Genomic DNA, 24,648 nt, shown 5'->3' on the forward strand with positions numbered 1-24,648 from the left:
TAGCGCAATGATTGTAAACCATTCATTTTCAACTGTCATTTCTCAACTATCATTTATCATTTATCAACTATCAACTAATATGAAAGATTTAATAACAGGTGCAGAGGCTTTGATGCGCTCCTTGGAACATCAGGGAGTGACTACCATCTTTGGTTACCCCGGTGGTTCTATTATGCCGGTATTCGATGCCTTGTACGATCATCAAAATATATTGAACCATATCTTGGTTCGTCACGAACAGGGAGCTGCCCATGCCGCACAGGGTTATGCCCGTGTATCGGGTGATGTAGGTGTTTGCCTGGTGACGAGCGGTCCCGGAGCAACCAATACGGTAACAGGCATTGCAGATGCGATGATCGATAGTACGCCTATCGTGGTGATTGCCGGACAGGTAGGAACAGGCTTTCTTGGGACGGATGCTTTTCAGGAAGTTGACTTGGTAGGTATCACCCAGCCAATCACTAAATGGAGTTATCAGATTCGCCGTGCGGAAGATGTAGCCTGGGCGGTAGCACGTGCGTTTTACATTGCTCGTAGTGGTCGTCCGGGGCCGGTGGTACTGGACTTTGCTAAAAATGCGCAAGTAGAGAAAACGAAATACGAACCGACGAAAGTCGATTTTATCCGTAGTTATGTTCCTGTTCCCGATACGGATGAGGAGTCTGTACAGGCTGCTGCCGAACTGATTAATAACGCTGAACGTCCGCTTGTATTGGTTGGACAAGGTGTTGAACTGGGAAATGCACAGAGCGAATTGCGTGAGTTTATCGAAAAAGCGGATATGCCTGCGGGTTGTACGCTGCTCGGGCTTTCGGCTTTGCCGACAGAACATCCGTTGAATAAAGGTATGTTGGGTATGCACGGCAATCTGGGACCGAATATCAATACCAATAAATGCGATGTGCTGATTGCTGTCGGTATGCGTTTTGACGACCGTGTGACCGGTAATTTGGCTACTTACGCCAAACAGGCAAAAGTGATTCATTTTGATATCGATCCTGCGGAAGTTAATAAGAATGTAAAGGTAGATGTAGCTGTATTGGGAGATTGCAAGGAAACACTGGCTTCTGTGACGAAACTTCTGAAAAAGAACACTCATACCGAATGGATTGATAGCTTCAAAGAATATGAGAAAGTAGAGGAGGAAAAAGTAATCCGTCCTGAACTTCATCCTGCCACAAACTCTTTGAGTATGGGGGAAGTGGTACGTGCGGTAAGCAATGCCACTCAACATGAAGCAGTTTTGGTAACAGATGTAGGTCAAAATCAGATGATATCTGCACGTTACTTCAAATATACGAAAGAACGCAGTATCATCACTTCCGGAGGACTTGGAACTATGGGCTTCGGTCTTCCCGCAGCTATCGGGGCAACTTTTGGAGCACCGGAACGTACCGTATGCGTATTTATGGGAGATGGTGGACTGCAAATGAATATTCAGGAGTTGGGTACGATTATGGAGCAGAAAGCTCCGGTGAAAATTATCTGCCTGAATAATAATTACCTCGGAAACGTACGCCAGTGGCAAGCTATGTTCTTCAATCGCCGCTATTCGTTTACTCCGATGTTGAATCCGGATTATATGAAGGTTGCTTCGGCTTATGATATTCCTTCCAAACGTGCTTTCACCCGTGAAGAACTGAAAGAAGCTATTGCAGAAATGCTGGCGACAGATGGTCCGTTCCTGCTCGAAGCGTGCGTAGTGGAAGAAGGCAATGTTTTGCCAATGACTCCTCCGGGTGGTTCGGTCAATCAGATGCTGTTGGAATGCTAGGAGAAGTTGAATATTGAGAATGGAAGATTGAAAGTTCGCAATTAAAATTTAGGATTATGAGTGACAAGACATTATATACGATAATAGTTCATTCCGAAAATATAGCCGGATTGCTGAATCAGGTAACTGCTGTATTTACTCGTCGGCAAATCAACATCGAGAGTCTGAATGTATCTGCTTCTTCTATTAAAGGTGTACACAAGTATACGATTACAGCTTTGACGGATAAGGACACCATTGAGAAGGTAGTGAAACAGATCGAAAAGAAGATCGATGTGATTCAGGCACATTATTTCACCGAGGATGAAATATACTTCCATGAGATTGCACTATATAAGGTATCTACTCCTGCTTTTCAGGAAACTCCGGAAGCATCCAAGCTGATTCGTAGATACAATGCACGTATAGTGGAAGTCAATCCGGTATTTTCTATTGTCGAGAAAAATGGAATGAGCGAAGATATAACTTCGCTCTATGGTGAACTGAAGGCTTTGAATTGTGTTTTGCAGTTTGTTCGTTCGGGACGTGTAGCGATTACTACCAGCTGCTTTGAACGGGTGAATGAGTTTCTCGATGGACGGGAAGCTATGTATAACCAAAGTAAGAACCAATAAGAATAATGAGTGAAGAAAATAGAATAGGGACTTATCAGTTTGTGGCAGAACCGTTCCATGTTGACTTCAACGGACGTCTGACTATGGGGGTACTGGGAAATCATCTGCTGAATTGTGCAGGTTTTCACGCCAATGACCGTGGTTTTGGTATTGCAACGCTGAATGAGGACAATTATACATGGGTGCTTTCACGTCTGGCTATTGAGTTGGATGAAATGCCTTATCAGTATGAGAATTTCTCGGTTCAGACGTGGGTGGAAAATGTCTACCGTTTGTTTACGGACCGTAATTTTGCTATCCTCGATAAGGATGGAAAGAAGATTGGTTACGCCCGTTCCGTATGGGCAATGATTAATCTCAATACCCGCAAGCCGGCCGACTTGCTGACCTTGCACGGAGGAAGTATCGTAGACTATGTTTGTGATGAACCTTGCCCTATTGAAAAGCCTTCACGCATCAAAGTGACAAGCGATCAGCCGATAGCTACCCTGACGGCAAAATACAGTGATATAGATATTAACGGTCATGTGAACAGCATCCGTTACATCGAGCATATCCTTGATTTGTTCCCGATTGAGCTGTATAAGACCAAACGTATCCGTCGTTTTGAAATGGCGTATGTGGCGGAAAGCTATTTTGGTGATGAACTCTCTTTCTTCTGCGATGAAGTGAACGCAAGCGAGTTTCATGTAGAAGTGAAGAAGAATGGCAGCGAAGTTGTTTGCCGCTCGAAAGTGATATTTGAATAAATGTGAGAATATAAAATCAATTAATAACAGATGGCGTAAGTCATCAAAAACTAAAAACAAAAAGAAAATGGCACAGTTGAATTTTGGAGGTACTACTGAAACTGTAGTAATCCGTGACGAATTTCCATTGGAAAAAGCTCGTGAAGTATTGGAAAATGAAACAATCGCTGTAATCGGTTATGGCGTACAGGGTCCTGGACAGGCACTGAACTTGCGTGATAACGGTTTCAATGTAATCGTTGGTCAACGTGAAGGAAAAACATACGATAAGGCAGTAGCAGACGGATGGGTTCCGGGTGAAACTTTGTTCGGTATCGAAGAAGCTTGTGAGAAAGGTACTATTGTAATGTGTCTGTTGTCTGACGCAGCAGTAATGTCAGTATGGCCTACTATCAAGCCTTACCTGACTGCCGGAAAAGCTCTTTATTTCTCACACGGTTTTGCTATCACTTGGAACGACCGTACAGGTGTAGTGCCTCCTGCTGATATCGACGTTATCATGGTTGCTCCTAAAGGTTCGGGTACGTCTTTGCGTACTATGTTCCTCGAAGGACGTGGCTTGAACTCTTCTTATGCTATCTATCAGGATGCTACAGGCAAGGCTTACGAAAGAACTATCGCACTGGGTATCGGTATCGGTTCCGGTTATCTGTTCGAAACAACTTTCCAGCGTGAAGCTACTTCTGACTTGACAGGTGAACGTGGTTCATTGATGGGTGCTATCCAAGGTTTGTTGCTGGCACAGTACGAAGTATTGCGTGAAAACGGTCATAGTCCTTCTGAAGCATTCAATGAAACAGTGGAAGAACTGACACAGTCGTTGATGCCGTTGTTCGCAAAGAACGGTATGGACTGGATGTACGCTAACTGCTCTACTACTGCTCAACGTGGTGCTCTCGATTGGATGGGCCCATTCCACGATGCTATCAAACCGGTAGTTGAAAAGTTGTATAACAGTGTGAAGACTGGTAACGAAGCGCAGATTTCTATCGACAGTAATTCACAACCTGATTATCGTGAAAAATTGAACGAAGAACTCCGTCAATTACGCGAAAGCGAAATGTGGCAGACTGCTGTAACTGTTCGTAAACTTCGTCCGGAGAATAATTAATTAGACTAGATTATACAAGTTTTAAAAGAAGGAGAGGGCTTTTTGCTTTCTCCTTTTTTTATTAATAAGATATTTAAAATGGGTAGGTGAAACTTGCAGAAACTTTTTTTTGAAAAATATATCAATAATGTGATTAAAATATGCAAGTTTATGTTTATATTTGCACCATCAAATAAAATGAACGAGAAGTATGATGTGTTTTAACTTACCCCAAAGAATGATTAACATTGCTAAATTAGCATGTGTTATCGGTGTTGTTTCTGTTGTTTTCTCAAGCTGTTTACAGAAAGATGTATATGATCCTGCTAATTCAGGAGATAAAGAAGAAGTTACTTTAGATAACTATTTCGACTTTGCCACTACTAAGAATATTCAATTGAATATTGATTATGGAAAGGAATGTCCTAGGGCTTATTTTGAAGTTTATGCTGAAAATCCGCTTTCTTATGTGGCAGAAGGCGGTCAGATTATAAAGAAAGCAGGGGTTTCACACATTGCAACCGGATTTACAGATATACAAGGACGTTATATCAAACCGGCTTCTTTCCCGACAGCAGTTTCAGAAGTTTATATTTATTCTCCGGATTTTGGTGTGCCGACTTTGTATAAAACTAAAGTTGTCGGTTCGGATGTCAGCGCAAAAATAACCTTTGAGAATGCTCTTGATGTAACTGCTTTGGATTCATCAACGAGAAGTGCACAAACAAGATCTTCTTTGAAATTTATTACAAATGTAATTCCGAATGTATTAGGAACTTGGAATGTAAATACTGGTAGGCCTAACTATCTGGATGCTTCCAAAAAAATAAATGTGGATGCAACGCTTAAGAGTTATATAACGACATATTTTCCGGAAGGAAAGAATAATAAAGGAACATTAGTGTCCGATGATGCAGATATTCTGATAACAAAAGATGCCAATGTTGTTATTAACTATTTTGGAGGAAATACTGCTGCACAAAGTGTATTTGCTTATTATTGTTATCCTAAGGATGCTTCTGTTGATGAGATGAGGGAGGCTACAAAGCATGCATGTGTCATATTCCCTAATGCACATGGAAATAGTTTAGGCTATTATAGTGGAGTTGCAGTTAATTTGAAATATATAAGTAAGGATGGTAAATTCCCGCAAGATGATCCGGAACGTATTCCGGCAGACACAAGGATTGGTTTTTTAATTTGGAATAATGGCTGGGTAAATGCTAAGGCTAATGGAAATATGTTTTACTCAACTAAAGCTTTGAATAGTGATGGAATTTCTCACACTGCAATTTTTGCAGCAGAAAATAAAGCAGGTGAAAGAGTGAATGTGATTACAATGGAAGACTGGAAAAACGGTGAAAATGACTATAATGATGTTGCTTTCGTTATCTCTTCTAATCCTATTGCTGCTATTGAAGTTCCGGATGTTCCTAATCCGGGTGATCGACAAGGAACAGAAAAGTATTCTGGAGTGCTTGGCTTTGAAGATAACTGGCCTGAACAAGGAGATTATGACTTGAATGATGTAGTCATGAAATATCAGTCAAGTGTTGATTATAATATAGATAATAAAGTTCTTAATATTATTGATAAGTTCACATTGGCTTGGACGGGAGCTAATTATAAAAACTCGTTTGCGTATGAGGTTCCTTTCGATTTGAGTAAAGCGTCCCAAGTAATAATCAATGGCGATGAAATTACTTCCTATTCAGGTAATGTGATAACATTATTCAAGGATGCTAAAGCTGAATTGGGAGTATCCAATGTGAATGCGGAGGATATGATTAATCAGAATATTCAAGAGAAGACATATACGGTATCCATACAATTTAATAACCCTACTCTTGATAAATCAGTGGTGGTAGCTCCTTATAACCCTTTTATAAAAGTATTCAACTCTGCCACAGAAGTCCATCTGACAGATCATAAGCCGACGACTGGTGCGAATAATCGTTTCCCTTCCGGAGCTGATATTTCTCGTGGTGATGTAGATGGTACCTATTTCATTTGCAAAGATGGTTTTCCGTTTGCAATTCATGTAGATGCTCGTTTGGACGCTTCTATTTTGAATTTAGATCTTAAAAAGGAGAATCAGCGCATTGATAAAACATATCCTAAATTTGCAGAATGGGCAAAAACGCGCGATCCGCAAATAAAATGGTGGAAATAGTTGGAGTGCATTGGAATAATCGACTATCTTTGAGGGTGAAAAATTAAGAATAGTACTGATGTAAAATATTGTTTGTTTTGTTTGTGTTAAAAAAAGTGTGGTTTCGGGAGAAAGTGTGCTTTGTTAAAAGGAGGATTAAGTATTTAATCCTCCTTTTTAATGAATAACATCAACCTTTTATAGAAAGGATGCTTGGCAAGGGTGGAGGTATCTCCTAATATAACAAGTTTCATTCGTGCCCGCGTAATCGCTACATTCATTCTTCGCAAGTCATTTAGAAACCCGATTTGTCCGTCCTCGTTGGCACGTACGAGACTGATGAAAATAACGTCTCGCTCCTGTCCCTGAAAGCCGTCTACCGTATTCACGGTGATGAGGCTGCGGAAAGGGCGTAAAAAGCTGCTTCCTTTTATTTTTCCTCTCAAATATTGCACTTGTGCCTTGTATGGCGAAATCAGACCGAAATCAATTCTTTCATCCAGTATTCGCTCTTTGCCGATACGTTCGATGTAAGTTTCCAGTTCTTGCAGTAGTAGGTTGGCTTCCTGCTTATTGATGCGTCCGAAGCTTTCTCCTACAAAATCTTCGTGAAAGTCCATCTCTGAAGTATCGATCCAGTTCATGGGAGTGTCGAAATCAAGAATCCCCCGATAGCGTACTTCCGGAGCAGCTTCCAGTTCTCCGTGATAAAACCAGTCGGAGGGAAACTGCATGATGGTTTCATGCATTCTGTACTGTACTTTTAATAGAGAGACCGCGGAAGGTTTTTGTTGAACGACTTTTTCCATTAATGTATGATCCAATCCTCCACGGGAAGCTTCTATACATTTGATAGTCGGCGGAAGCTGACAATGATCTCCTGCAAGGATGACCCGGTCTGCTTTGCGGATAGCGATCCAGCAGGCAGCTTCGAGGGCTTGTGCAGCTTCGTCGATGAATAAAGTCGAAAAACGACGTCCGTTGAGCAGGCGGTGGTTGCTGCTGACTAGGGTAGAAGCAATCACACGGGCACTGTCGAAAAGATCGGCATTGATTTGTATTTCCAACTCCGTGGCACGGTCGCGGAGACGACTCATGCGATTACGCATTCCTTCCCGTTCAGAATAACTACCCCGGCGCATCCGGCTACCCATTTCGCGGATAGATTTACGGATTCCCCAAAGCTCCGGATAGGCAGGATGACTTTCAAACCGGCGTTCGTAGGTGGATGAAAGCATTTTGTCGTTGACTCGGGTCGGATTTCCAATGCGGAGCACGGGTACTCCCCGGTCTACCAGTTTCTCACAAATCCAGTCGACAGCCGTGTTGCTTTGTGCACAGACAAGCACTTGTGGTTCCCGGTGTAACGTTTCGTAAATCGCTTCGACAAGAGTCGTTGTTTTCCCGGTTCCCGGAGGACCGTGAACAATAGATACGTCACGTGTACATAGCACCTTGTTGACTGCTGTTTCCTGTGTACTGTTCAGCCATGGGAAGCGGACAGGATATAATTCGCGGAATCCCGGCTTTTGGGTACCCAACAAAATGTCGCGCAGTTCCGCCAGGCGGTTGTCCTTGGCACGTATCGTGTCTTCCAGTGCCTCGAACATGGCCCGGTACGATGTTTCGTCAAAATAAAGTTGTACTCCCAGTATACCGTCAGTTTGCAGTTCCGCTAAAGCTCCCGCTCCGGGGAGTACAACGACCATTCGTTCTTCGTCGGCAAAGCTGATGGTAGCGATGAAATCCATATACTTCACTTTTCCTTCGAATGACTGGTGGAAAAAGCAAACAGGACGGCCGAACTCAAAGGAATGCTCTATTTCTTTATTTTCGGTCCGTGTAATATCTATTACAAGCTGATTCAGCGAATTGTAGTAACTTCGGCCAAGAGAGACAGGATACCAGCAGAGACCGCGCTTCACTTTACGGGCAACGCCCATTGTTTCGGTCTGCCGCTTAAATTCTTCCTTCTCATATTCATACTCCATCCGCAGGAGGAGTTGCTGTTGCTGAAGGTCTATAATGGGACTTTTCGGATTATTACTCATAATAGGCGCAAAGGTAACAAATCTTCGTTCCGGGTAGAAAAAATATTTCATTTTGTTAAACATTACTCGAACGTCGTTCGTTATTTTAATAGATAGACTAAAAAAACAAAAAGCAATATGGTATATGATGTGACTATGTTAGAAGCTTTCTACGCTGCTTATAAAGGAAAGGTAGAACACGTACGGGCTATACTAAAACGCCCTTTGACGTTGGCCGAGAAGATTTTGTATGCTCATCTGTATGATGTAGCCGATTTGAAAGATTACAAACGGGGGGAGGATTATGTGAATTTCCGTCCCGATCGTGTGGCTATGCAGGATGCAACTGCGCAGATGGCTTTGCTTCAATTTATGAATGCAGGTAAGGATCAGGTGGCTGTGCCTTCGACAGTGCATTGCGATCACTTGATACAGGCGTATAAAGGTGCAAAGGCGGATATTGCTACGGCAAGACTGACCAATGAAGAAGTATACGATTTCCTCCGTGATGTATCTTCCCGTTATGGCATCGGCTTCTGGAAACCGGGAGCAGGAATTATCCATCAGGTAGTGCTCGAAAACTATGCTTTCCCCGGCGGTATGATGGTGGGAACAGACTCTCATACGCCTAATGCAGGCGGACTGGGCATGGTGGCTATCGGTGTCGGTGGAGCGGATGCCGTGGATGTGATGACAGGAATGGAATGGGAGCTGAAAATGCCGAAGATTATCGGTGTCCGTCTGACCGGAAAACTAAGCGGTTGGACCTCTCCGAAAGATGTAATCCTGAAATTGGCCGGCATCCTTACCGTAAAAGGAGGAACGAATGCTATTATCGAATATTTTGGTCCCGGAACCGAATCCCTTTCTGCTACCGGGAAAGCTACCATTTGCAATATGGGTGCCGAAGTTGGAGCTACTACCTCTTTATTCCCGTTTGACGGACGCATGGCTACTTATTTGAGAGCTACCGGAAGAGATTGTGTAGTCGATTGGGCTGAATCTGTTGGTGCAGACCTTCGTGCAGACGACATTGTGACCGACGAACCATCCAACTATTACGACCGTGTGATTGAAATTGACTTGTCAGAACTCGAACCTTATATAAACGGGCCGTTTACACCGGATGCCGCTACTCCCATCTCTGAATTTGCAGAAAAAGTGTTATTGAACGGCTACCCCCGTAAAATGGAGGTAGGCTTGATAGGTTCATGTACCAATTCTTCTTATCAGGATTTGAGCCGTGCAGCTTCTTTGGCAAAGCAGGTGACAGAAAAGAATTTGAGCGTTGCTTCTCCGCTGATCGTCAATCCGGGTTCGGAGCAAATCCGGGCTACTGCCGAAAGAGACGGTATGATTGAGGCTTTTGAACGGCTGGGAGCCACGATTATGGCAAATGCTTGTGGACCTTGTATCGGTCAGTGGAAACGTCAGACGGACGATCCGACACGAAAAAACTCAATCGTCACCTCTTTCAATCGTAATTTTGCCAAACGCGCTGACGGTAATCCCAACACATACGCGTTTGTAGCTTCTCCGGAACTAACGATGGCGTTAACAATAGCCGGTGATCTCTGTTTCAACCCGTTGAAAGACAGACTGGTGAATCATAACGGAGAAAAAGTGAAACTCTCCGAGCCTGTAGGAGATGAACTCCCTTTGAAAGGTTTTGAACAGGGAAATGAAGGGTATATTGCCCCGCACGGAGCAAAAACGGAAATCAGGGTAAAACCGGATTCCCAACGTCTCCAGCTTCTGACTCCTTTCCCGGCATGGGACGGACAAGACTTGCTGAACATGCCTTTATTGATTAAAGCACAGGGAAAATGTACTACCGACCATATCTCTATGGCAGGTCCGTGGCTCCGTTTCCGGGGACATTTGGAGAATATTTCCGACAATATGCTGATGGGAGCTGTCAATGCTTTCAATGGTGAAACGAACCGTGTTTGGAATCGTTCGACAAATACTTATGGAACAGTTTCCGGTACGGCAAAGATGTATAAATCCGAAGGTATTCCGTCTATTGTTGTTGCCGAAGAGAATTATGGAGAAGGTTCCAGCCGTGAACATGCAGCCATGGAACCACGCTTCCTCAATGTACGTGTCATTTTGGCTAAGAGTTTTGCCCGTATCCACGAAACAAATCTGAAAAAACAAGGAATGCTTGCTCTTACTTTTGTAGATAAAGTAGACTATGACAAGATTCGGGAACACGATCTTTTGTCCGTATCAGGCTTAGTCCATTTCGCACCGGGGCGCAATCTGACGATTATTCTTCATCACGAAGACGGAACGAAAGAAAGTTTTGAAGTGCAACATACCTATAATGAACAGCAGATAGCTTGGTTCCGTGCCGGTTCTGCCTTAAATACAAGATAAAAAATGAGCAAAATAACCATGCAAACAGATGGTACGCTGTTGGTACCCGATGTGCCTACCGTACCTTATATTACCGGCGATGGAGTAGGAGCCGAAGTGACTCCTGCCATGCAAGCCGTAGTGGACGCAGCTATCCGGAAAGCATACGGCGGCAAACGTCGGATCGAATGGAAAGAAGTGTTGGCGGGAGAACGTGCCTTCAACGCGACTGGTTCCTGGTTGCCGGATGAAACAATGGAAACCTTTCAGGAATACCTGGTAGGAATCAAAGGTCCGTTGACAACTCCTGTCGGAGGTGGAATCCGTTCGTTGAACGTAGCACTGCGTCAGACACTTGATTTATACGTCTGTCTTCGTCCGGTTCGTTGGTATCAGGGAGTACAGTCGCCTGTCAAATCACCGGAGAAAGTGAACATGTGTGTGTTCCGTGAAAATACGGAAGATATTTATGCAGGTATCGAATGGGAAGCCGGAACTCCGGAAGCTGAAAAGTTCTATCAATTCCTGAAAGACGAAATGGGCGTGACAAAAGTCCGTTTCCCGGAAACCTCTTCTTTCGGTGTGAAACCTGTATCACGTGAGGGCACGGAGCGTCTTGTACGTGCTGCCTGCCAGTATGCGCTCGACCATCATTTGCCTTCCGTAACGTTGGTGCATAAAGGGAATATTATGAAGTTTACCGAAGGTGGTTTCAAAAAATGGGGCTACGAACTGGCGCAACGTGAATTTGGCGATGCCTTGGCAGATGGCAGACTGGTGATAAAAGATTGCATTGCGGATGCTTTCTTGCAAAATACACTCCTGATTCCCGAAGAATATTCCGTAATAGCCACCTTAAACCTCAACGGAGACTACGTATCCGACCAACTGGCGGCCATGGTAGGCGGTATCGGTATCGCTCCGGGAGCAAATATCAACTACCAGACAGGTCATGCCATCTTTGAAGCGACTCACGGAACAGCCCCCAATATTGCGGGAAAAGATGTGGTGAACCCTTGTTCTATTATCCTTTCGGCAGTAATGATGCTCGAATATTTTGACTGGAAAGAAGCGGCTGCTCTGATAGAGAAAGCCTTGGAACAAAGCTTCTTGGACGCTCGCGCTACACACGATTTAGCCCGTTTTATGCCGAATGGAACCTCCCTCTCTACTTCCGCTTTCACTCGTGAGATCGTGGAAAGAATTGAAAAACAAAAGTAACGAATAAAAAACGAAGAAAGATGAAAAAAGAGTACTTGATTTACAAGCTTTCCGAGGAAATGAAGGAAGCTACCCGGATTGATACAGAATTGTTCTCCAAGTTTGATGTGAAGCGCGGATTGCGTAATGAAGACGGCACAGGTGTATTGGTAGGTTTAACCAGAATCGGTAATGTAGTAGGATATGAACGTGTTCCGGGTGGTGGGTTGAAACCCATACCGGGAAAACTGTTCTATCGCGGTTATGATGTAGAAGATATTTCTCACGCTATAATCAAAGAGAAACGCTTTGGCTTCGAAGAAGTGGCTTACCTATTGCTTTCCGGACGTCTGCCGGATAAAGAAGAATTGCTTTCTTTCCGTGAGTTGATTAACGACAATATGCCGTTGGAACAGAAAACGAAAATGAACATCATCGAGTTGGAAGGAAACAACATCATGAATATTCTTTCACGCAGTGTATTGGAAATGTATCGTTTTGACGCAAATGCGGATGATACCTCCCGGGATAACCTGATGCGTCAGAGTATTGAACTGATTTCAAAGTTCCCTACTATCATCGCTTATGCTTATAATATGCTTCGTCATGCTACTTTCGGACGTTCTCTGCATATCCGCCATCCGCAGGAAAAGCTATCTATTGCCGAAAATTTCCTGTATATGCTGAAAAAAGACTATACCGAACTGGATGCACGCACCCTCGATTTGTTATTGATTCTTCAGGCAGAGCACGGTGGTGGTAATAACTCCACTTTCACCGTTCGCGTAACTTCTTCTACCGGAACAGATACTTATTCGGCCATCGCTGCTGGTATCGGTTCGCTGAAAGGCCCGCTTCACGGAGGTGCCAATATTCAGGTTGCCGACATGTTCCAGCACCTGAAGGAAAATATCAAAGACTGGACAAGTGTAGATGAGATAGACACTTATTACACCCGAATGTTGAACAAAGAAGTGTATAACAAAACCGGATTGATCTATGGTATCGGACATGCCGTTTATACCATCTCCGACCCTCGTGCTCTTCTATTGAAAGAACTGGCTCGCGACCTTGCCCGTGAAAAAGGCAGAGAAAGCGAATTTGCTTTCCTCGAACTGTTGGAAGAACGTGCCATAGCTACTTTCGGACGGGTTAAAAACAACGGAAAGACAGTGTCCAGCAATATCGACTTCTATTCGGGCTTCGTGTATGAAATGATCGGTTTGCCGCAGGAAATCTTCACCCCATTGTTTGCCATGGCACGTATCGTAGGCTGGTGTGCACACCGCAATGAAGAATTGACCTTCGACGGTAAACGGATTATCCGCCCGGCTTATAAAAATGTACTTGATGATTTGGCTTATATCCCAATTAAGAAACGCTGATAAGAACAAATCCTTTTATTGAATAGATAAGTAATCCCGGATGTGTGCCCGATCATTTCAGAAGCACATCCGGGAAATTTTACATTTTCTCCTTTTTTATGTTCGTAAAAGAATGTACTTCAGATTCTTTCTATTTTTTGTATCGTCATTTATCTCATTTTTGTTATTTTTGCGTGTTATAAAATAGATCGGTATGAGTATAGATACTTTTAATCTGTTTCTGGGGGTGATGAGCCTAATTGCTTTGTTTGTTTTTATCGCCCTTTACTTTGTGAAAGCCGGATATGGTATTTTCCGCACAGCATCGTGGGGCGTAGCTATCTCCAATAAACTAGCCTGGATATTGATGGAAGCTCCGGTTTTCGTGGTGATGTGCGTGATGTGGATCTATTCCGAACGTCGGTTCGAGCCGGTGATTTTCACTTTCTTCCTCTTCTTTCAAATTCACTATTTTCAGCGTGCTTTCATCTTCCCTTTACTATTGAAAGGGAAAAGTAAGATGCCACTGGCAATCATGTCGATGGGAGTTCTTTTTAATTTGCTGAATGGCTATATGCAAGGGAAATGGATTTTCTATCTTGCTCCCGAAACGATGTATCAATCCGGCTGGCTCACTTCACCGTGGTTTATTATCGGCACACTGCTCTTTTTCGCAGGTATGCTGTTGAACTGGCAGTCGGATTATATCATCCGTCATTTGCGCAAACCGGGAGACACCCGGCATTATCTGCCTCAAAAAGGAATGTACCGTTATGTCACTTCCGCCAACTATTTCGGTGAGATAGTAGAATGGGCAGGTTGGGCGATACTCACTTGTTCACTTTCCGGTCTGGTCTTCCTTTGGTGGACGATTGCTAACCTTGTTCCCCGTGCCAACGCCATTTGGTGCCGTTACCGCGAAGAATTCGGAGACGCAGTGGGAGAACGGAAACGAGTGTTCCCTTTCCTTTATTAGGAGCGTTTTTCATCATGACTTACGTATGACTTAAATAAAATATCAACTACTATGGAATCTAAACTTTTTAGCCCGGTCACCTTTGGCCCTTTGACGCTGCGGAATCGAACGATTCGTTCGGCAGCTTTTGAGAGCATGTGTCCGGAGAATACTCCCACGCAGATGTTGCTGGATTACCATCGGTCGGTAGCTGCGGGGGGAGTGGGTATGACAACAGTGGCTTATGCTGCCGTGACACAAAGCGGACTTTCTTTCGACCGTCAGTTGTGGTTGCGTCCGTCTATTATTCCCCGTTTACACGAACTGACAAAAGCCGTGCACGATGAAGGTGCCGCAGTAGGTATACAAATCGGGCATTGTGGAAATATGTCCCATAAAAATATATGTGGTGTCACTCCTATATCCGCATCTTCAGGCTTCAACCTCTATTCTCCTACGTTTGTGCGTGGAATGGAAAAAGAGGAGCTTCCGGAAATGGCGAAAGCGTATGGAAATGCAGTCAATCTGGCGAGGAAAGCCGGGTTTGACGCCGTTGAAGTACATGCGGGGCACGGCTATTTGATTAGTCAATTCCTGTCTCCCTACACCAATCATCGGAAAGATGAATATGGCGGTTCGCTCGAAAACCGGATGCGTTTTATGGATATGGTGATGGAAGAAGTGATGAAAGCGGCGGGCAATGATATGGCAGTTTTTGTAAAAATGAATATGCGCGACGGCTTCAAAGGAGGAATGGAGATAGACGAATCCATACAAGTGGCCAAACGTCTGTTGGAACTTGGCGCTCATGGATTGGTGTTGAGTGGTGGTTTTGTCAGCAAAGCGCCGATGTATGTAATGAGAGGTGCCATGCCGATTCGTTCGATGTCTTACTATATGAATTGTTGGTGGCTGAAATACGGAGTCCGTATGTTTGGCAAATGGATGATACCCTCTGTACCCTTCAAAGAGGCCTATTTCCTTGAAGATGCACTGAAATTCCGTGCGGCTCTTCCGGATGCGCCGTTGATTTATGTCGGTGGTCTTGTTTCCCGTCAGAAAATAGATGAAGTGCTCGATTTCGGTTTTGATGCCGTGCAGATGGCGAGAGCGTTACTGAACGAACCGGGATTCGTGAACCGGATGAAACAGGAGCAACAAGCACGCTGCAACTGTGGACACAGTAATTATTGCATAGGACGTATGTATACGATAGAAATGGCTTGTCATCAACATTTGAAAGAACAATTACCTTCCTCTTTACAAAAGGAGATTGATAAACTGGAGAAAAAATGAGTGAAATGAAATGGGCAATCATCACCGGTGCGGACGGAGGAATGGGAACAGAAATAACACGTGCCGTAGCCAAAGCCGGTTATCGAATCATAATGGCTTGTTATCATCCGAAGAAAGCGGAGGTTGTTCGTGAACGTTTGAGCAAGGAAACTGGAAACCCGGATTTGGAAGTAATAGCTATCGATTTATCTTCTATGCAATCCGTAGTTGCTTTTGCCAGTCAGATCTTAGAAAGGAATCTTCCCATCTCTTTGTTAATGAATAATGCCGGAACGATGGAGACAGGTTTTCATACTACTTCCGAAGGATTCGAACGAACAGTAAGTGTGAACTACATGGGACCTTATCTGCTTACCCGGAAATTAATTCCGCTGATGGTGCGTGGAGCGCGTATCGTAAATATGGTTTCCTGTACATACGCAATCGGCAAGCTCGACTTCCCAGATTTCTTTCATAGAGGGAAAACGGGAACGTTTTGGAGGATTCCTGTTTACAGTAACACGAAGTTGGCTTTATTATTGTTTACTTTCGAACTTTCCGAGCAACTTCGAGAGAAGGGGATTACCGTCAATGCTGCCGATCCGGGAATTGTTTCTACTGATATCATCACTATGCACAAGTGGTTCGATCCGTTGACGGATATTTTTTTCCGTCCTTTTATCCGTAAACCCAAGAAAGGGGCTTCTACGGCAATCGGTTTACTGTTGGACGAAAAGGAAGCCGGTGTGACAGGACAACTGTATGTCAATAACCACCGGAAAAACTTGTCTGATAAATACACGAATCATGTGCAAAAAGAGCAGTTGTGGGAGGTAACGGAACGTGCGTTGGCGAGTTGGCTGAAGTAGGTTTTCTTTTCTTTTTTTATTTAAATTATCCAGTATTTACTTATATATAGGTATTGTACATATCTATATATCTCATTTTTGTTGTCTTATTTTTACCAATAGATAGGGATTGTTTGGCATCCCTCTTTCTGCTTACCTTTGCATCGCTTTTAGAGCAATGAAAAGGTATAAAGTAAAAAGGTAAAAAGGAGATGAGCAATAAATATTTTTTGGTTTTTCTGGCATTCTTGTTTTCCGTATCCGTATATTCACAACATGGGCGTCACCGTAATAGTTTAATTTCGGGTAGAGTAATGTCCACGGAGAAAGAAGTGGTGGATTTTGCGACAGTTTATCTGAAAGGAACCAACCAAGGATGCTATACAGATGAAAAAGGTATATATCATTTGAAAACTACAGCCGGTGAATATACACTTGTCGTTTCGGCTATCGGTTATCAAACGGTAGAAAAGAAAGTTAAATTAGCCAAGGGAGAAAGAATAAAAGTAAACGTCACTATCGCGCCGGCGGTAAAAGAACTGGGAGAGGTGCTGGTCACGACATCCGGAGTCGGTCGTGTGAATCAGTCTGCTTTTAATGCGGTAGCCATTGATGCGAAGAAATTGCATAATAGTACGCAGACTTTGGCAGGTGCACTGACTAAAGTGCCCGGTGTAAAACTCCGCGAATCAGGTGGAGTGGGGTCGGATATGCAATTGTATATCGATGGCTTTAGCGGGAAACATGTGAAAATCTTCATTGACGGCATACCACAGGAGGGAGCCGGTGCCGCATTCGATTTGAACAATGTTCCTATTAATTTTGCCGACCGTATAGAAGTCTATAAAGGAGTAGTTCCTGTAGGATTCGGAACCGATGCTATTGGGGGAGTGGTTAATATTGTCACCAACAAGCAACCCGGAAAGTGGTTTATGGACGCTTCCTATTCTTACGGGTCATTTAATACTCATAAATCATACGTGCGCTTCGGACAAACGTTCAAGAATGGTTTTATGTATGAGGTCAATGCTTTTCAGAATTTCTCGGATAATGATTATTATGTAGACACTTATGTACGCGAATTTGAGATTAAAGAAGATGGAAGCGTACGTTTTCCGCCACTTGACAAAAATAAGATTTATCATCTGAAACGTTTTAATGACCAGTATCATAATGAAGCCGTGATTGGAAAAATCGGCCTGGTAGGAAAGAAATGGGCAGATCGTTTGGCGTTGAGTTTCAATTATTCTCATTTCTATAAAGAGATACAAACAGGCGTTTATCAAGATGTCGTGTTCGGTGAAAAATTCCGCAAAGGACATTCGTTGGTCCCTTCTTTAGAATATTACAAAAAGAACTTATTGGTGAAAAACCTGGATCTGCTGTTGACTGCCAATTACAATCATAATATCACCAATAATGTCGATACCGCTTCGCGGGCTTACAACTGGCGTGGAGATTTTTATGAAAAAGGTAGCCGGGGAGAACAGTCTTACCAGAACAGTGAATCTAAAAATAGAAACTGGAATGGGACGCTGAAGATGAATTATCATATCGGACAGGCGCATACGTTTACTTTCAGTCATGTAATCAGTGATTTTGAACGTACGAGCCGTTCTACCATCGGTGCTTCTTCCAAATTCACGGACTTTTCTATTCCTAAAATCACTCGTAAAAACGTCAGCGGGCTTTCTTACCGTCTGATGCCGTCGGACAGATGGAATGTGTCGGCATTTGCCAAATATTATCGGCAATACAACAAGGGACCGGTATCGCAGAATACGGATGGAATAGGCAATTATATCAATCTGTCCAATACGGCAAGCGCTCTTGGATATGGAGCGGCAGGTACCTATTTTATATGGAAAGATCTTCAGGTGAAACTTTCGTACGAAAAGGCTTTCCGCCTGCCGACCACGGACGAACTCTTTGGAGATGAAGACCTTGAAGCTGGTAAAATGAATCTGAAACCGGAGAAAAGTGATAATGTCAATTTGAGTTTCAGCTATAATCATCAGTTTGGTAAGCATGGATTGTATGCCGAGGCCGGTTTGATATATCGGGATACGAAAGATTATATAAAAAGAGGACTGGACGTATTGGGAGGAACAAGCTACGGATATTATGAGAACCACGGTCACGTAAGGACCAAAGGGTATAATTTGTCATTGCTTTATAGCTTCTCGCATTGGTTTGATATAGGAGGAACATTCAATAGCATCGATACTCGTGATTACGAAAAGTTTCTGGCGGGTTCTTCTTTGCAGGAAAGCATGCACTATAAAGTGCGTATGCCGAATCTGCCCTATCGTTATGCTAATATCAATGCAAATTTTTATTGGAATGACCTGTTTGTCAAAGGAAATGTGTTGAGCATCGGCTATGATAGCTACTGGCAGCACGATTTTCCTCTTTACTGGGAAAATCTCGGAGATAAAGATTCAAAGAATATGGTGCCGGAACAGTTTTCTCATAATCTGTCTTTGTCCTACACCATGAAGAATGGACGTTATAATGTATCATTTGAATGTAGGAATTTCACCGATGCCCAACTGTTTGACAATTTTAGCCTGCAAAAAGCGGGGCGCGCATTCTATGGAAAGTTCAGAGTGTTTTTCGGTAAATAATAAGAGTAAGTTTTTAGTATCAATCAATAATAAAGAATATATGAAGAAGTTTTTATTACAGGCTTTTGCCGTAGCTTTTTGTTTGAGTAGCGGTGTGTTTGTGGCATCTTGCGACGATGATAATAATCCGGTGGATAATCCGCCGATTGATGGAGAAACAGCTTATGTGGTGGCTGCCACAACTGGTGAAGCAAGTTATTTGGTAGTAGCCAATTCTTTGGATGAAGGAACAGTGTCGACTCAAGGGAATGGAACCGAGGTGATTGGCGGTACCTATTGGGTATATAAAGGACTGGATTATGTGTTTGCTTTAGTTTATAATAAAGGTGGCGCAGGTACAGGAGCTTCCTATTATCTGGGTGCAGATGGTAAAATGAAAGAAAAGTACACATACACTTATAACCGTATCACGTCTTATGGAACCTGGGGGGATAAAGTGGTGACTGTTTCCACCGGGGACTCGAAAATAACGGATGAGGATCAGAATGTGGCTCAAGCATTGTTGTTCAACTATCTGGATGCAACCGACGGCAGCCAGGAAGAGGGTACCTTGCTTGCCGAAAATTACTTGGGTAATGGTGAAAAAGTTTCATGGGCAGGTCTGGTTGAAGCTAACAATAAGATTTATACATCTGTCATCCCGATGGGAATGAGTAAGTACGGTATTAAAAAATGGCCGGAAGCTGTGACAGATCAGGAACTTGTGACTAAGACTGACGGTGGTAGTGCTAGCGGTGCATATACAGCCGGTGTTATTCCTTCTACACAATACCCGGATAATGCTTACGTGGCAATTTATAGTGGCACGAACTTTAATGAGACTCCGGTGATTGCCAAGACTGATAAAATAGGCTATGCATGCGGTCGTATGCGTTCACAATATTATCAGACCATTTGGGCTGCTGATAATGGTGACGTCTATGTGTTCTCTCCCGGATATGGACGTACGGCAGTTTCATCTTCAGATTTGAAGAAGGTAACAGGACAGAAGCCTTCGGGTGCAATGCGTATCAAGGCAGGCGCAACAGATTTCGATCCGGATTACTATGTGAACTTTGAAGAGATAGGCACTAAACATCCTATTTTCCGTTGCTGGCACATCTCTGAAGATTACTTCCTGCTTCAATTGTATAAAAAGGGAGCGGAAGATATGATTAATGGCGGTACAAGTGCAGATGTCAGCGAATTAGCTGTTTTCAAGGCGGAAGATCAGACGATTATGCCTGTTACAGGTCTGCCGGCTGACGGAAAGTTTGGTGGCGAGCCTTATGGAGAAAAAGGGTATGCTTATATGGCTGTCACTGTGACTACGGGCGAGAAACCGGCCTTCTATAAAATAGACGCAAAAACAGGCAAGGCAGTCAAAGGTTTGACGGTAGAAGCTGACGCTATCACTACGGTAGGTAAGATGGAATATCTTTCAAAATAATACAGTCGGTTAAATAGAGAATCTTTTGTATATAAAAGCCTGCCGAGCGGAAAGCTTTGCAGGCTTTTTCAAGAAATAGGATTGAAAACATGAAAAAAATATTCAGAAAGATACATTTGTGGCTTTCCGTCCCTTTCGGACTGATAATAACTCTTGTCTGCTTCTCCGGTGCCATGCTGGTATTTGAAAATGAGGTGAATGAGTGGTTTCGACGCGATCTTTACTACGTGGAAACGGTAAAGGAGTCTCCTCTTCCTATGGATAAGTTGCTTGAAAAAGTGGCGACGACATTGCCTGACAGTGTATCGGTGGCCGGTGTCAGCATATCTTCTGATCCCGGACGTGCGTATCAGGTTAGTCTTTCCAAACCACGTCGTGCATCTTTGTATGTAGACCAGTATACGGGCGAAGTAAAAGGAAAAAGTGAGCGTAGCGGCTTTTTTATGTTTATGTTCCGAATGCATCGCTGGCTGCTGGATAGTATGAATCCGGGAAATGAAGGGATCTTTTGGGGCAAAATGATTGTAGGTGTCAGTACGCTTTTACTTGTTTTTGTACTGATTTCGGGAATTGTCATTTGGTGGCCGCGTACACGTAAAGCATTGAAGAATAGCCTGAAAATAATAGCAACAAAAGGTTGGAGAAGGTTTTGGTATGACTTGCATGTGGCAGGTGGAATGTATGCTCTGATCTTTCTATTGGCTATGGCACTGACGGGATTGACCTGGTCTTTTCCGTGGTATCGGACAGCTTTCTATAAGGTCTTCGGGGTGGAAGTACAGCAACGTGCCGCCCAAGGACATGAACAGAAAAGTGATGCTCAAAAGAGGGATACCAAACTGGCAGCCCATCGGGAAAAGAAAAGAGAAGGAAATGAGGTTCGAAAGGGTGAAAGAAGCGGACGTCCGGAAGGTCGGAAAAACAATAGAGAACATGCCAAAAATCGCAATACCGGAGAATATACAGGAGAGCAGCCTGATAGTAAGGGACGTTCGGAAAACAATCACAGTGATATTTACTTGGTAACTTCACCATTCGTTTATTGGCAAGAGATTTATGATAAACTAAGACGTCAGAATCCGGAGTATAAGCAAATCAGTATTTCTTCTGGTACGGCAAGCGTGTCTTTCAACCGTTTCGGGAATCAGCGGGCATCTGACCGTTATTCTTTCAATACGGATAATGGTGAATTTACAGAAACAAGTCTTTATCAACATCAAGACAAGTCGGGAAAGATTCGTGGTTGGATTTATTCTGTGCATGTTGGTAACTGGGGAGGAATGTTTACTCGCATACTTACCTTTATTGCTGCCTTATTGGGGGCTGCACTACCACTGACTGGATATTATTTATGGATAAAAAGACTCATAAAGGTACTGAAATGAATGAAATTTTTTCCTACTATAAAGTTGAAAAACATAAAAACATCTGCCACCTGCAACGAAACGCGTGTAATACACTAGTTAATAGATAGTTGTAACGTTGCAGATACCTGTGGCAGATAGGTTGCAGATAAAGTATCTGCAACACGTTATATAATCAAAGAAAAAGCCTTGATTCCTTTATGCAAAGCTATGGGATAATTTGGGGACCCTATGGAGAAATTGTGGTGTCTCTACGGGGAAACGACAGTATCCTTACGTAGAAACTGTAGTGTCCCGCCTTAGAAACTCTCGTTTCCTACCGTGGAAACTGTAATTTCTAATGCAGGAAACGACAGTTCCCCGCCTGGAAACGGGAAGTTAATGTATATAATAAACTTTTGCCCTCTTGGAGAATTAGCTTATGCAAGGCTTATACTGTGTTGCAGATATTTTGATCTGCAACCTATCTGCAACAGTATCTGCCACGCTCCAACTATTTATCAACTAGTGCATTACACGCGTTTGGTTGCAGGTGGCAGATGTTTTCATGTTTTTTCAACTTTATAGAGGAGGATTACGCATTAAAATTAGGGTCACAACCGTAAGTCATAAAACAAATTCACCTCCGTGTCCTCTGTGGTGAAAAGAAGCATTGAATAAATGAAAGAAGAGCGGTGAATGATAAGGAAATCTCCCGTTCATCCACCGCTCTTTATCTTATATACTGATATAAGCTGAACTCCTAAAAATAGAAAGATTAGATTGAAAGCTCTTTCAATACAGTGACAAGATCTCTCTTGATTGGTTTGTCATTCTTAATAGCCTTGCTGAACGGTACGTAAACGATTTCATCATGTTCGATTCCGATCATTACGTTACGTTGATCTTCCATAATAGCGTCGATAGCAGCAGCACCGAGGCGGCTTGCTAGGATACGGTCGTGGGCAGTCGGGCTACCACCACGTTGCAAGTGACCTAAGATCGTCACACGTACATCGTATTGCGGGTATTCGTTTTTCACACGTTCGGCATAATGCATGGCTCCTCCGGTCAGTTCGCTTTCGGCTACCAATACAATACTACTGTTTTTTGATTTACGGAATCCGTTCTTGATAAACTCTTCCAGTTGGTCGACTTCCGTACTGAATTCCGGAATAATAGCAGCTTCCGCTCCCGAAGCGATTGCTCCGTTCAGTGCAAGGAAACCGGCATCACGTCCCATCACTTCTACAAAGAACAAACGTTCGTGTGAAGTGGCCGTGTCGCGAATCTTATCCACAGCGTCCAATATCGTATTTAATGCAGTGTCATATCCGATGGTAGTGTCTGTACCGTAAAGGTCATTATCAATAGTTCCCGGCAGTCCGATACACGGAACATCAAATTCCTGTGCAAAGATGCGTGCACCTGTCAGTGAACCGTCTCCACCAATGATAACCAAGGCATCAATGCCTTCTTTTTTCATATTATCATAAGCCAACTGACGACCTTCCGGAGTCGTGAACTCTTTACAACGGGCTGTTTTCAGGATAGTACCACCCAACTGTATGATATTACTCACATTCTGACTCTTAAATTCTTTGATTTCACCTGTGACCAGACCTTTATAGCCTCTGTATATACCTTTGACTTGCAATCCATTGTAGATAGCTGCACGTGTCACTGCACGTATAGCAGCGTTCATTCCCGGAGCATCACCTCCGGAGGTCAAAATTCCGATACACTTAACTGTTCCCATATAACAATCTCTCATTAATTAGTTTGACGCGGCAAATGTACAATAAAAAGTTGAAAGCAGCGGTTATGAAGTTTTTTTTCGTATGAAGAAAATATTAAAAATGTTCAAATAGCCCTTTTTTGCTTTCTTTTTATTCATTCGTGTTACTTTGCCGTTTTTTCTTATGTTGCTTTGCTATTATTCTTTTATGAATAAAGCAGTTATTCTTTGATAAGCGTCCGAATGTGATTGTAAATCTTCTCCATCAACCATTTCGGAGTAGAAGTCGCCCCACATACACCAATCGATTTTACGTTTTGAAGAAGAGAAGGATCGATTTCTTTCTCGTTATCTATCAAATGCGAATTAGCGTTCACTTTCAAACATTCTTCAAACAGCATCTTTCCGTTCGAACTCTTTTTGCCGCTGACGAAGAAGATCAAATCGTGTGTAGCCGCAAACTCCCGGAGCTTAGGCATTCGGTTGGCAACCTGACGGCAGATCGTATCATAATATTCGAAAGTCGCCTCCGGTGAAATATGTTGTTTGAAGTATTCTACGATTTCCTGAAATTCGTCCAGTGACTTGGTTGTCTGTGAGAAAAGGCGGATACTTTTATTTAAATCCAGCTTTTTGGCTTCCTCTGCCTTTTCAATCACAATTGCTTTTCCGTCTGTCTGCCCTACCAGTCCCAACACTTCAGCGTGTCCGCTCTTGCCGTAGATGACAATTTGCTTTTCTTCGTCACTGTCTGCCAGATAGCCTTGCCGGATGCGTTTCTGCAAACGTAATACAACCGGACAGGTCGCATCAATAATCTCGATATTATTTTCACGGGCAATTATATAAGTTTCCGGTGGCTCTCCATGCGCCCGGAGCAATACTTTTGCATTTTTCAATTGCTTGAATTCTTCCCGATTGATGGTGATTAATCCCATCGTTTTCAGCCTGTCCACTTCCCGGCTATTGTGCACAATGTCTCCGAGGCAATAGAGTGTTTCTCCCTTTGCCAACTCTTCTTCTGCCTTATGAATGGCTGTCACCACACCAAAGCAGAAGCCGGAACCTTCGTCTATCTCTACCTTGATCATAAAACAAA

17 protein-coding genes are annotated in these 24,648 nt (G+C 43.3%); 14 read left to right on the forward strand and 3 right to left on the reverse strand.

Annotation, left to right across the window (positions count from 1 at the left end):
- The first annotated feature begins 79 nt into the window (after positions 1-79).
- From ilvB to LPH68_RS03095, 5 genes are all read left to right on the forward strand, one after another.
- Positions 80-1,774 (forward strand): biosynthetic-type acetolactate synthase large subunit, encoded by a 1,695-nt coding sequence (gene ilvB, locus LPH68_RS03075; protein WP_008641137.1) that lies wholly within the window; start codon positions 80-82, stop codon positions 1,772-1,774.
- A gap of 56 nt (positions 1,775-1,830) precedes the next feature.
- A complete protein-coding gene (gene ilvN, locus LPH68_RS03080) occupies positions 1,831-2,388 on the forward strand; it encodes an acetolactate synthase small subunit (protein ID WP_008641138.1) in 558 nt (185 codons plus the stop codon).
- Positions 2,389-2,393: 5 nt separating this feature from the next.
- The gene (locus LPH68_RS03085; protein WP_008641143.1) at positions 2,394-3,137 is read left to right on the forward strand and encodes an acyl-[acyl-carrier-protein] thioesterase; all 744 of its coding nucleotides are present in this window, start codon (positions 2,394-2,396) and stop codon (positions 3,135-3,137) included.
- Positions 3,138-3,204: 67 nt separating this feature from the next.
- On the forward strand, positions 3,205-4,248 hold the full coding sequence (gene ilvC / locus LPH68_RS03090) for a ketol-acid reductoisomerase (RefSeq protein ID WP_008641144.1): 1,044 nt from the start codon (positions 3,205-3,207) through the stop codon (positions 4,246-4,248).
- Between the two features lie 190 nt (positions 4,249-4,438).
- A complete protein-coding gene (locus tag LPH68_RS03095) occupies positions 4,439-6,400 on the forward strand; it encodes an LruC domain-containing protein (protein WP_008641145.1) in 1,962 nt (653 codons plus the stop codon).
- Between the two features lie 143 nt (positions 6,401-6,543).
- Here LPH68_RS03095 and LPH68_RS03100 read toward each other — a convergent pair whose 3' ends face one another.
- Entirely contained in the window at positions 6,544-8,481 is a 1,938-nt protein-coding gene (locus tag LPH68_RS03100) for an AAA domain-containing protein (protein WP_061448629.1), read from the reverse strand.
- 66 nt (positions 8,482-8,547) lie between these two features.
- Between LPH68_RS03100 and LPH68_RS03105 the strand changes: the two genes are divergently transcribed.
- From LPH68_RS03105 to LPH68_RS03145, 9 genes are all read left to right on the forward strand, one after another.
- Complete coding sequence (locus LPH68_RS03105) at positions 8,548-10,791, forward strand: aconitate hydratase (protein ID WP_008641147.1); 2,244 nt, start codon at positions 8,548-8,550, stop codon at positions 10,789-10,791.
- A gap of 3 nt (positions 10,792-10,794) precedes the next feature.
- On the forward strand, positions 10,795-11,991 hold the full coding sequence (icd, locus tag LPH68_RS03110) for an NADP-dependent isocitrate dehydrogenase (RefSeq protein ID WP_008650282.1): 1,197 nt from the start codon (positions 10,795-10,797) through the stop codon (positions 11,989-11,991).
- Positions 11,992-12,011: 20 nt separating this feature from the next.
- The gene (locus LPH68_RS03115; protein ID WP_004299485.1) at positions 12,012-13,355 is read left to right on the forward strand and encodes a citrate/2-methylcitrate synthase; all 1,344 of its coding nucleotides are present in this window, start codon (positions 12,012-12,014) and stop codon (positions 13,353-13,355) included.
- Positions 13,356-13,548: 193 nt separating this feature from the next.
- Positions 13,549-14,310, forward strand: a complete 762-nt coding sequence (locus tag LPH68_RS03120) for a DUF1295 domain-containing protein (RefSeq protein WP_008641148.1) — start codon at positions 13,549-13,551, stop codon at positions 14,308-14,310.
- A gap of 51 nt (positions 14,311-14,361) precedes the next feature.
- Complete coding sequence (locus LPH68_RS03125) at positions 14,362-15,585, forward strand: NADH:flavin oxidoreductase (protein WP_117809994.1); 1,224 nt, start codon at positions 14,362-14,364, stop codon at positions 15,583-15,585.
- Positions 15,582-16,433, forward strand: coding sequence for an SDR family oxidoreductase (locus tag LPH68_RS03130; protein ID WP_008641149.1), 852 nt, complete (start codon positions 15,582-15,584; stop codon positions 16,431-16,433). Before LPH68_RS03125 ends, LPH68_RS03130 begins: the two co-directional genes overlap by 4 nt.
- Positions 16,434-16,624: 191 nt before the next feature.
- The gene (locus LPH68_RS03135) at positions 16,625-19,039 is read left to right on the forward strand and encodes a TonB-dependent receptor (RefSeq protein ID WP_008641160.1); all 2,415 of its coding nucleotides are present in this window, start codon (positions 16,625-16,627) and stop codon (positions 19,037-19,039) included.
- Between the two features lie 40 nt (positions 19,040-19,079).
- Positions 19,080-20,468 (forward strand): DUF4374 domain-containing protein, encoded by a 1,389-nt coding sequence (locus LPH68_RS03140; protein WP_008641161.1) that lies wholly within the window; start codon positions 19,080-19,082, stop codon positions 20,466-20,468.
- An 89-nt stretch (positions 20,469-20,557) separates the two neighbouring features.
- Entirely contained in the window at positions 20,558-21,853 is a 1,296-nt protein-coding gene (locus LPH68_RS03145) for a PepSY domain-containing protein (RefSeq protein ID WP_151923568.1), read from the forward strand.
- Between the two features lie 736 nt (positions 21,854-22,589).
- On the opposite strand, the gene pfkA is transcribed toward LPH68_RS03145, so the two are convergent.
- Together pfkA and LPH68_RS03155 are read right to left on the reverse strand one after the other, a co-directional pair.
- The gene (pfkA, locus tag LPH68_RS03150) at positions 22,590-23,570 is read right to left on the reverse strand and encodes a 6-phosphofructokinase (protein WP_004297914.1); all 981 of its coding nucleotides are present in this window, start codon (positions 23,568-23,570) and stop codon (positions 22,590-22,592) included.
- 200 nt (positions 23,571-23,770) lie between these two features.
- Positions 23,771-24,640: a 4-hydroxy-3-methylbut-2-enyl diphosphate reductase gene (locus LPH68_RS03155; RefSeq protein ID WP_004315780.1), complete on the reverse strand. Its 870-nt coding sequence runs from the start codon at positions 24,638-24,640 to the stop codon at positions 23,771-23,773.
- Between the last annotated feature and the right edge of the window lie 8 nt (positions 24,641-24,648).

The organism is Bacteroides sp. 1_1_30, from assembly GCF_020982715.1.
GTDB lineage: Bacteria > Bacteroidota > Bacteroidia > Bacteroidales > Bacteroidaceae > Bacteroides > Bacteroides xylanisolvens.

Excerpts from the sequence above, each read along its gene's own strand:
- ilvB (WP_008641137.1), top strand. The coding sequence starts at position 80 with ATGAAAGATTTAATAACAGGTGCAGAGGCTTTGATGCGCTCCTTGGAA.
- ilvN (WP_008641138.1), top strand. The coding sequence starts at position 1,831 with ATGAGTGACAAGACATTATATACGATAATAGTTCATTCCGAAAATATA.
- LPH68_RS03085 (WP_008641143.1), top strand. The coding sequence starts at position 2,394 with ATGAGTGAAGAAAATAGAATAGGGACTTATCAGTTTGTGGCAGAACCG.
- ilvC (WP_008641144.1), top strand. The coding sequence starts at position 3,205 with ATGGCACAGTTGAATTTTGGAGGTACTACTGAAACTGTAGTAATCCGT.
- LPH68_RS03095 (WP_008641145.1), top strand. The coding sequence starts at position 4,439 with ATGATGTGTTTTAACTTACCCCAAAGAATGATTAACATTGCTAAATTA.
- LPH68_RS03100 (WP_061448629.1), bottom strand. The coding sequence starts at position 8,481 with ATGAAATATTTTTTCTACCCGGAACGAAGATTTGTTACCTTTGCGCCT.
- LPH68_RS03105 (WP_008641147.1), top strand. The coding sequence starts at position 8,548 with ATGGTATATGATGTGACTATGTTAGAAGCTTTCTACGCTGCTTATAAA.
- icd (WP_008650282.1), top strand. The coding sequence starts at position 10,795 with ATGAGCAAAATAACCATGCAAACAGATGGTACGCTGTTGGTACCCGAT.
- LPH68_RS03115 (WP_004299485.1), top strand. The coding sequence starts at position 12,012 with ATGAAAAAAGAGTACTTGATTTACAAGCTTTCCGAGGAAATGAAGGAA.
- LPH68_RS03120 (WP_008641148.1), top strand. The coding sequence starts at position 13,549 with ATGAGTATAGATACTTTTAATCTGTTTCTGGGGGTGATGAGCCTAATT.
- LPH68_RS03125 (WP_117809994.1), top strand. The coding sequence starts at position 14,362 with ATGGAATCTAAACTTTTTAGCCCGGTCACCTTTGGCCCTTTGACGCTG.
- LPH68_RS03130 (WP_008641149.1), top strand. The coding sequence starts at position 15,582 with ATGAGTGAAATGAAATGGGCAATCATCACCGGTGCGGACGGAGGAATG.
- LPH68_RS03135 (WP_008641160.1), top strand. The coding sequence starts at position 16,625 with ATGAGCAATAAATATTTTTTGGTTTTTCTGGCATTCTTGTTTTCCGTA.
- LPH68_RS03140 (WP_008641161.1), top strand. The coding sequence starts at position 19,080 with ATGAAGAAGTTTTTATTACAGGCTTTTGCCGTAGCTTTTTGTTTGAGT.
- LPH68_RS03145 (WP_151923568.1), top strand. The coding sequence starts at position 20,558 with ATGAAAAAAATATTCAGAAAGATACATTTGTGGCTTTCCGTCCCTTTC.
- pfkA (WP_004297914.1), bottom strand. The coding sequence starts at position 23,570 with ATGGGAACAGTTAAGTGTATCGGAATTTTGACCTCCGGAGGTGATGCT.
- LPH68_RS03155 (WP_004315780.1), bottom strand. The coding sequence starts at position 24,640 with ATGATCAAGGTAGAGATAGACGAAGGTTCCGGCTTCTGCTTTGGTGTG.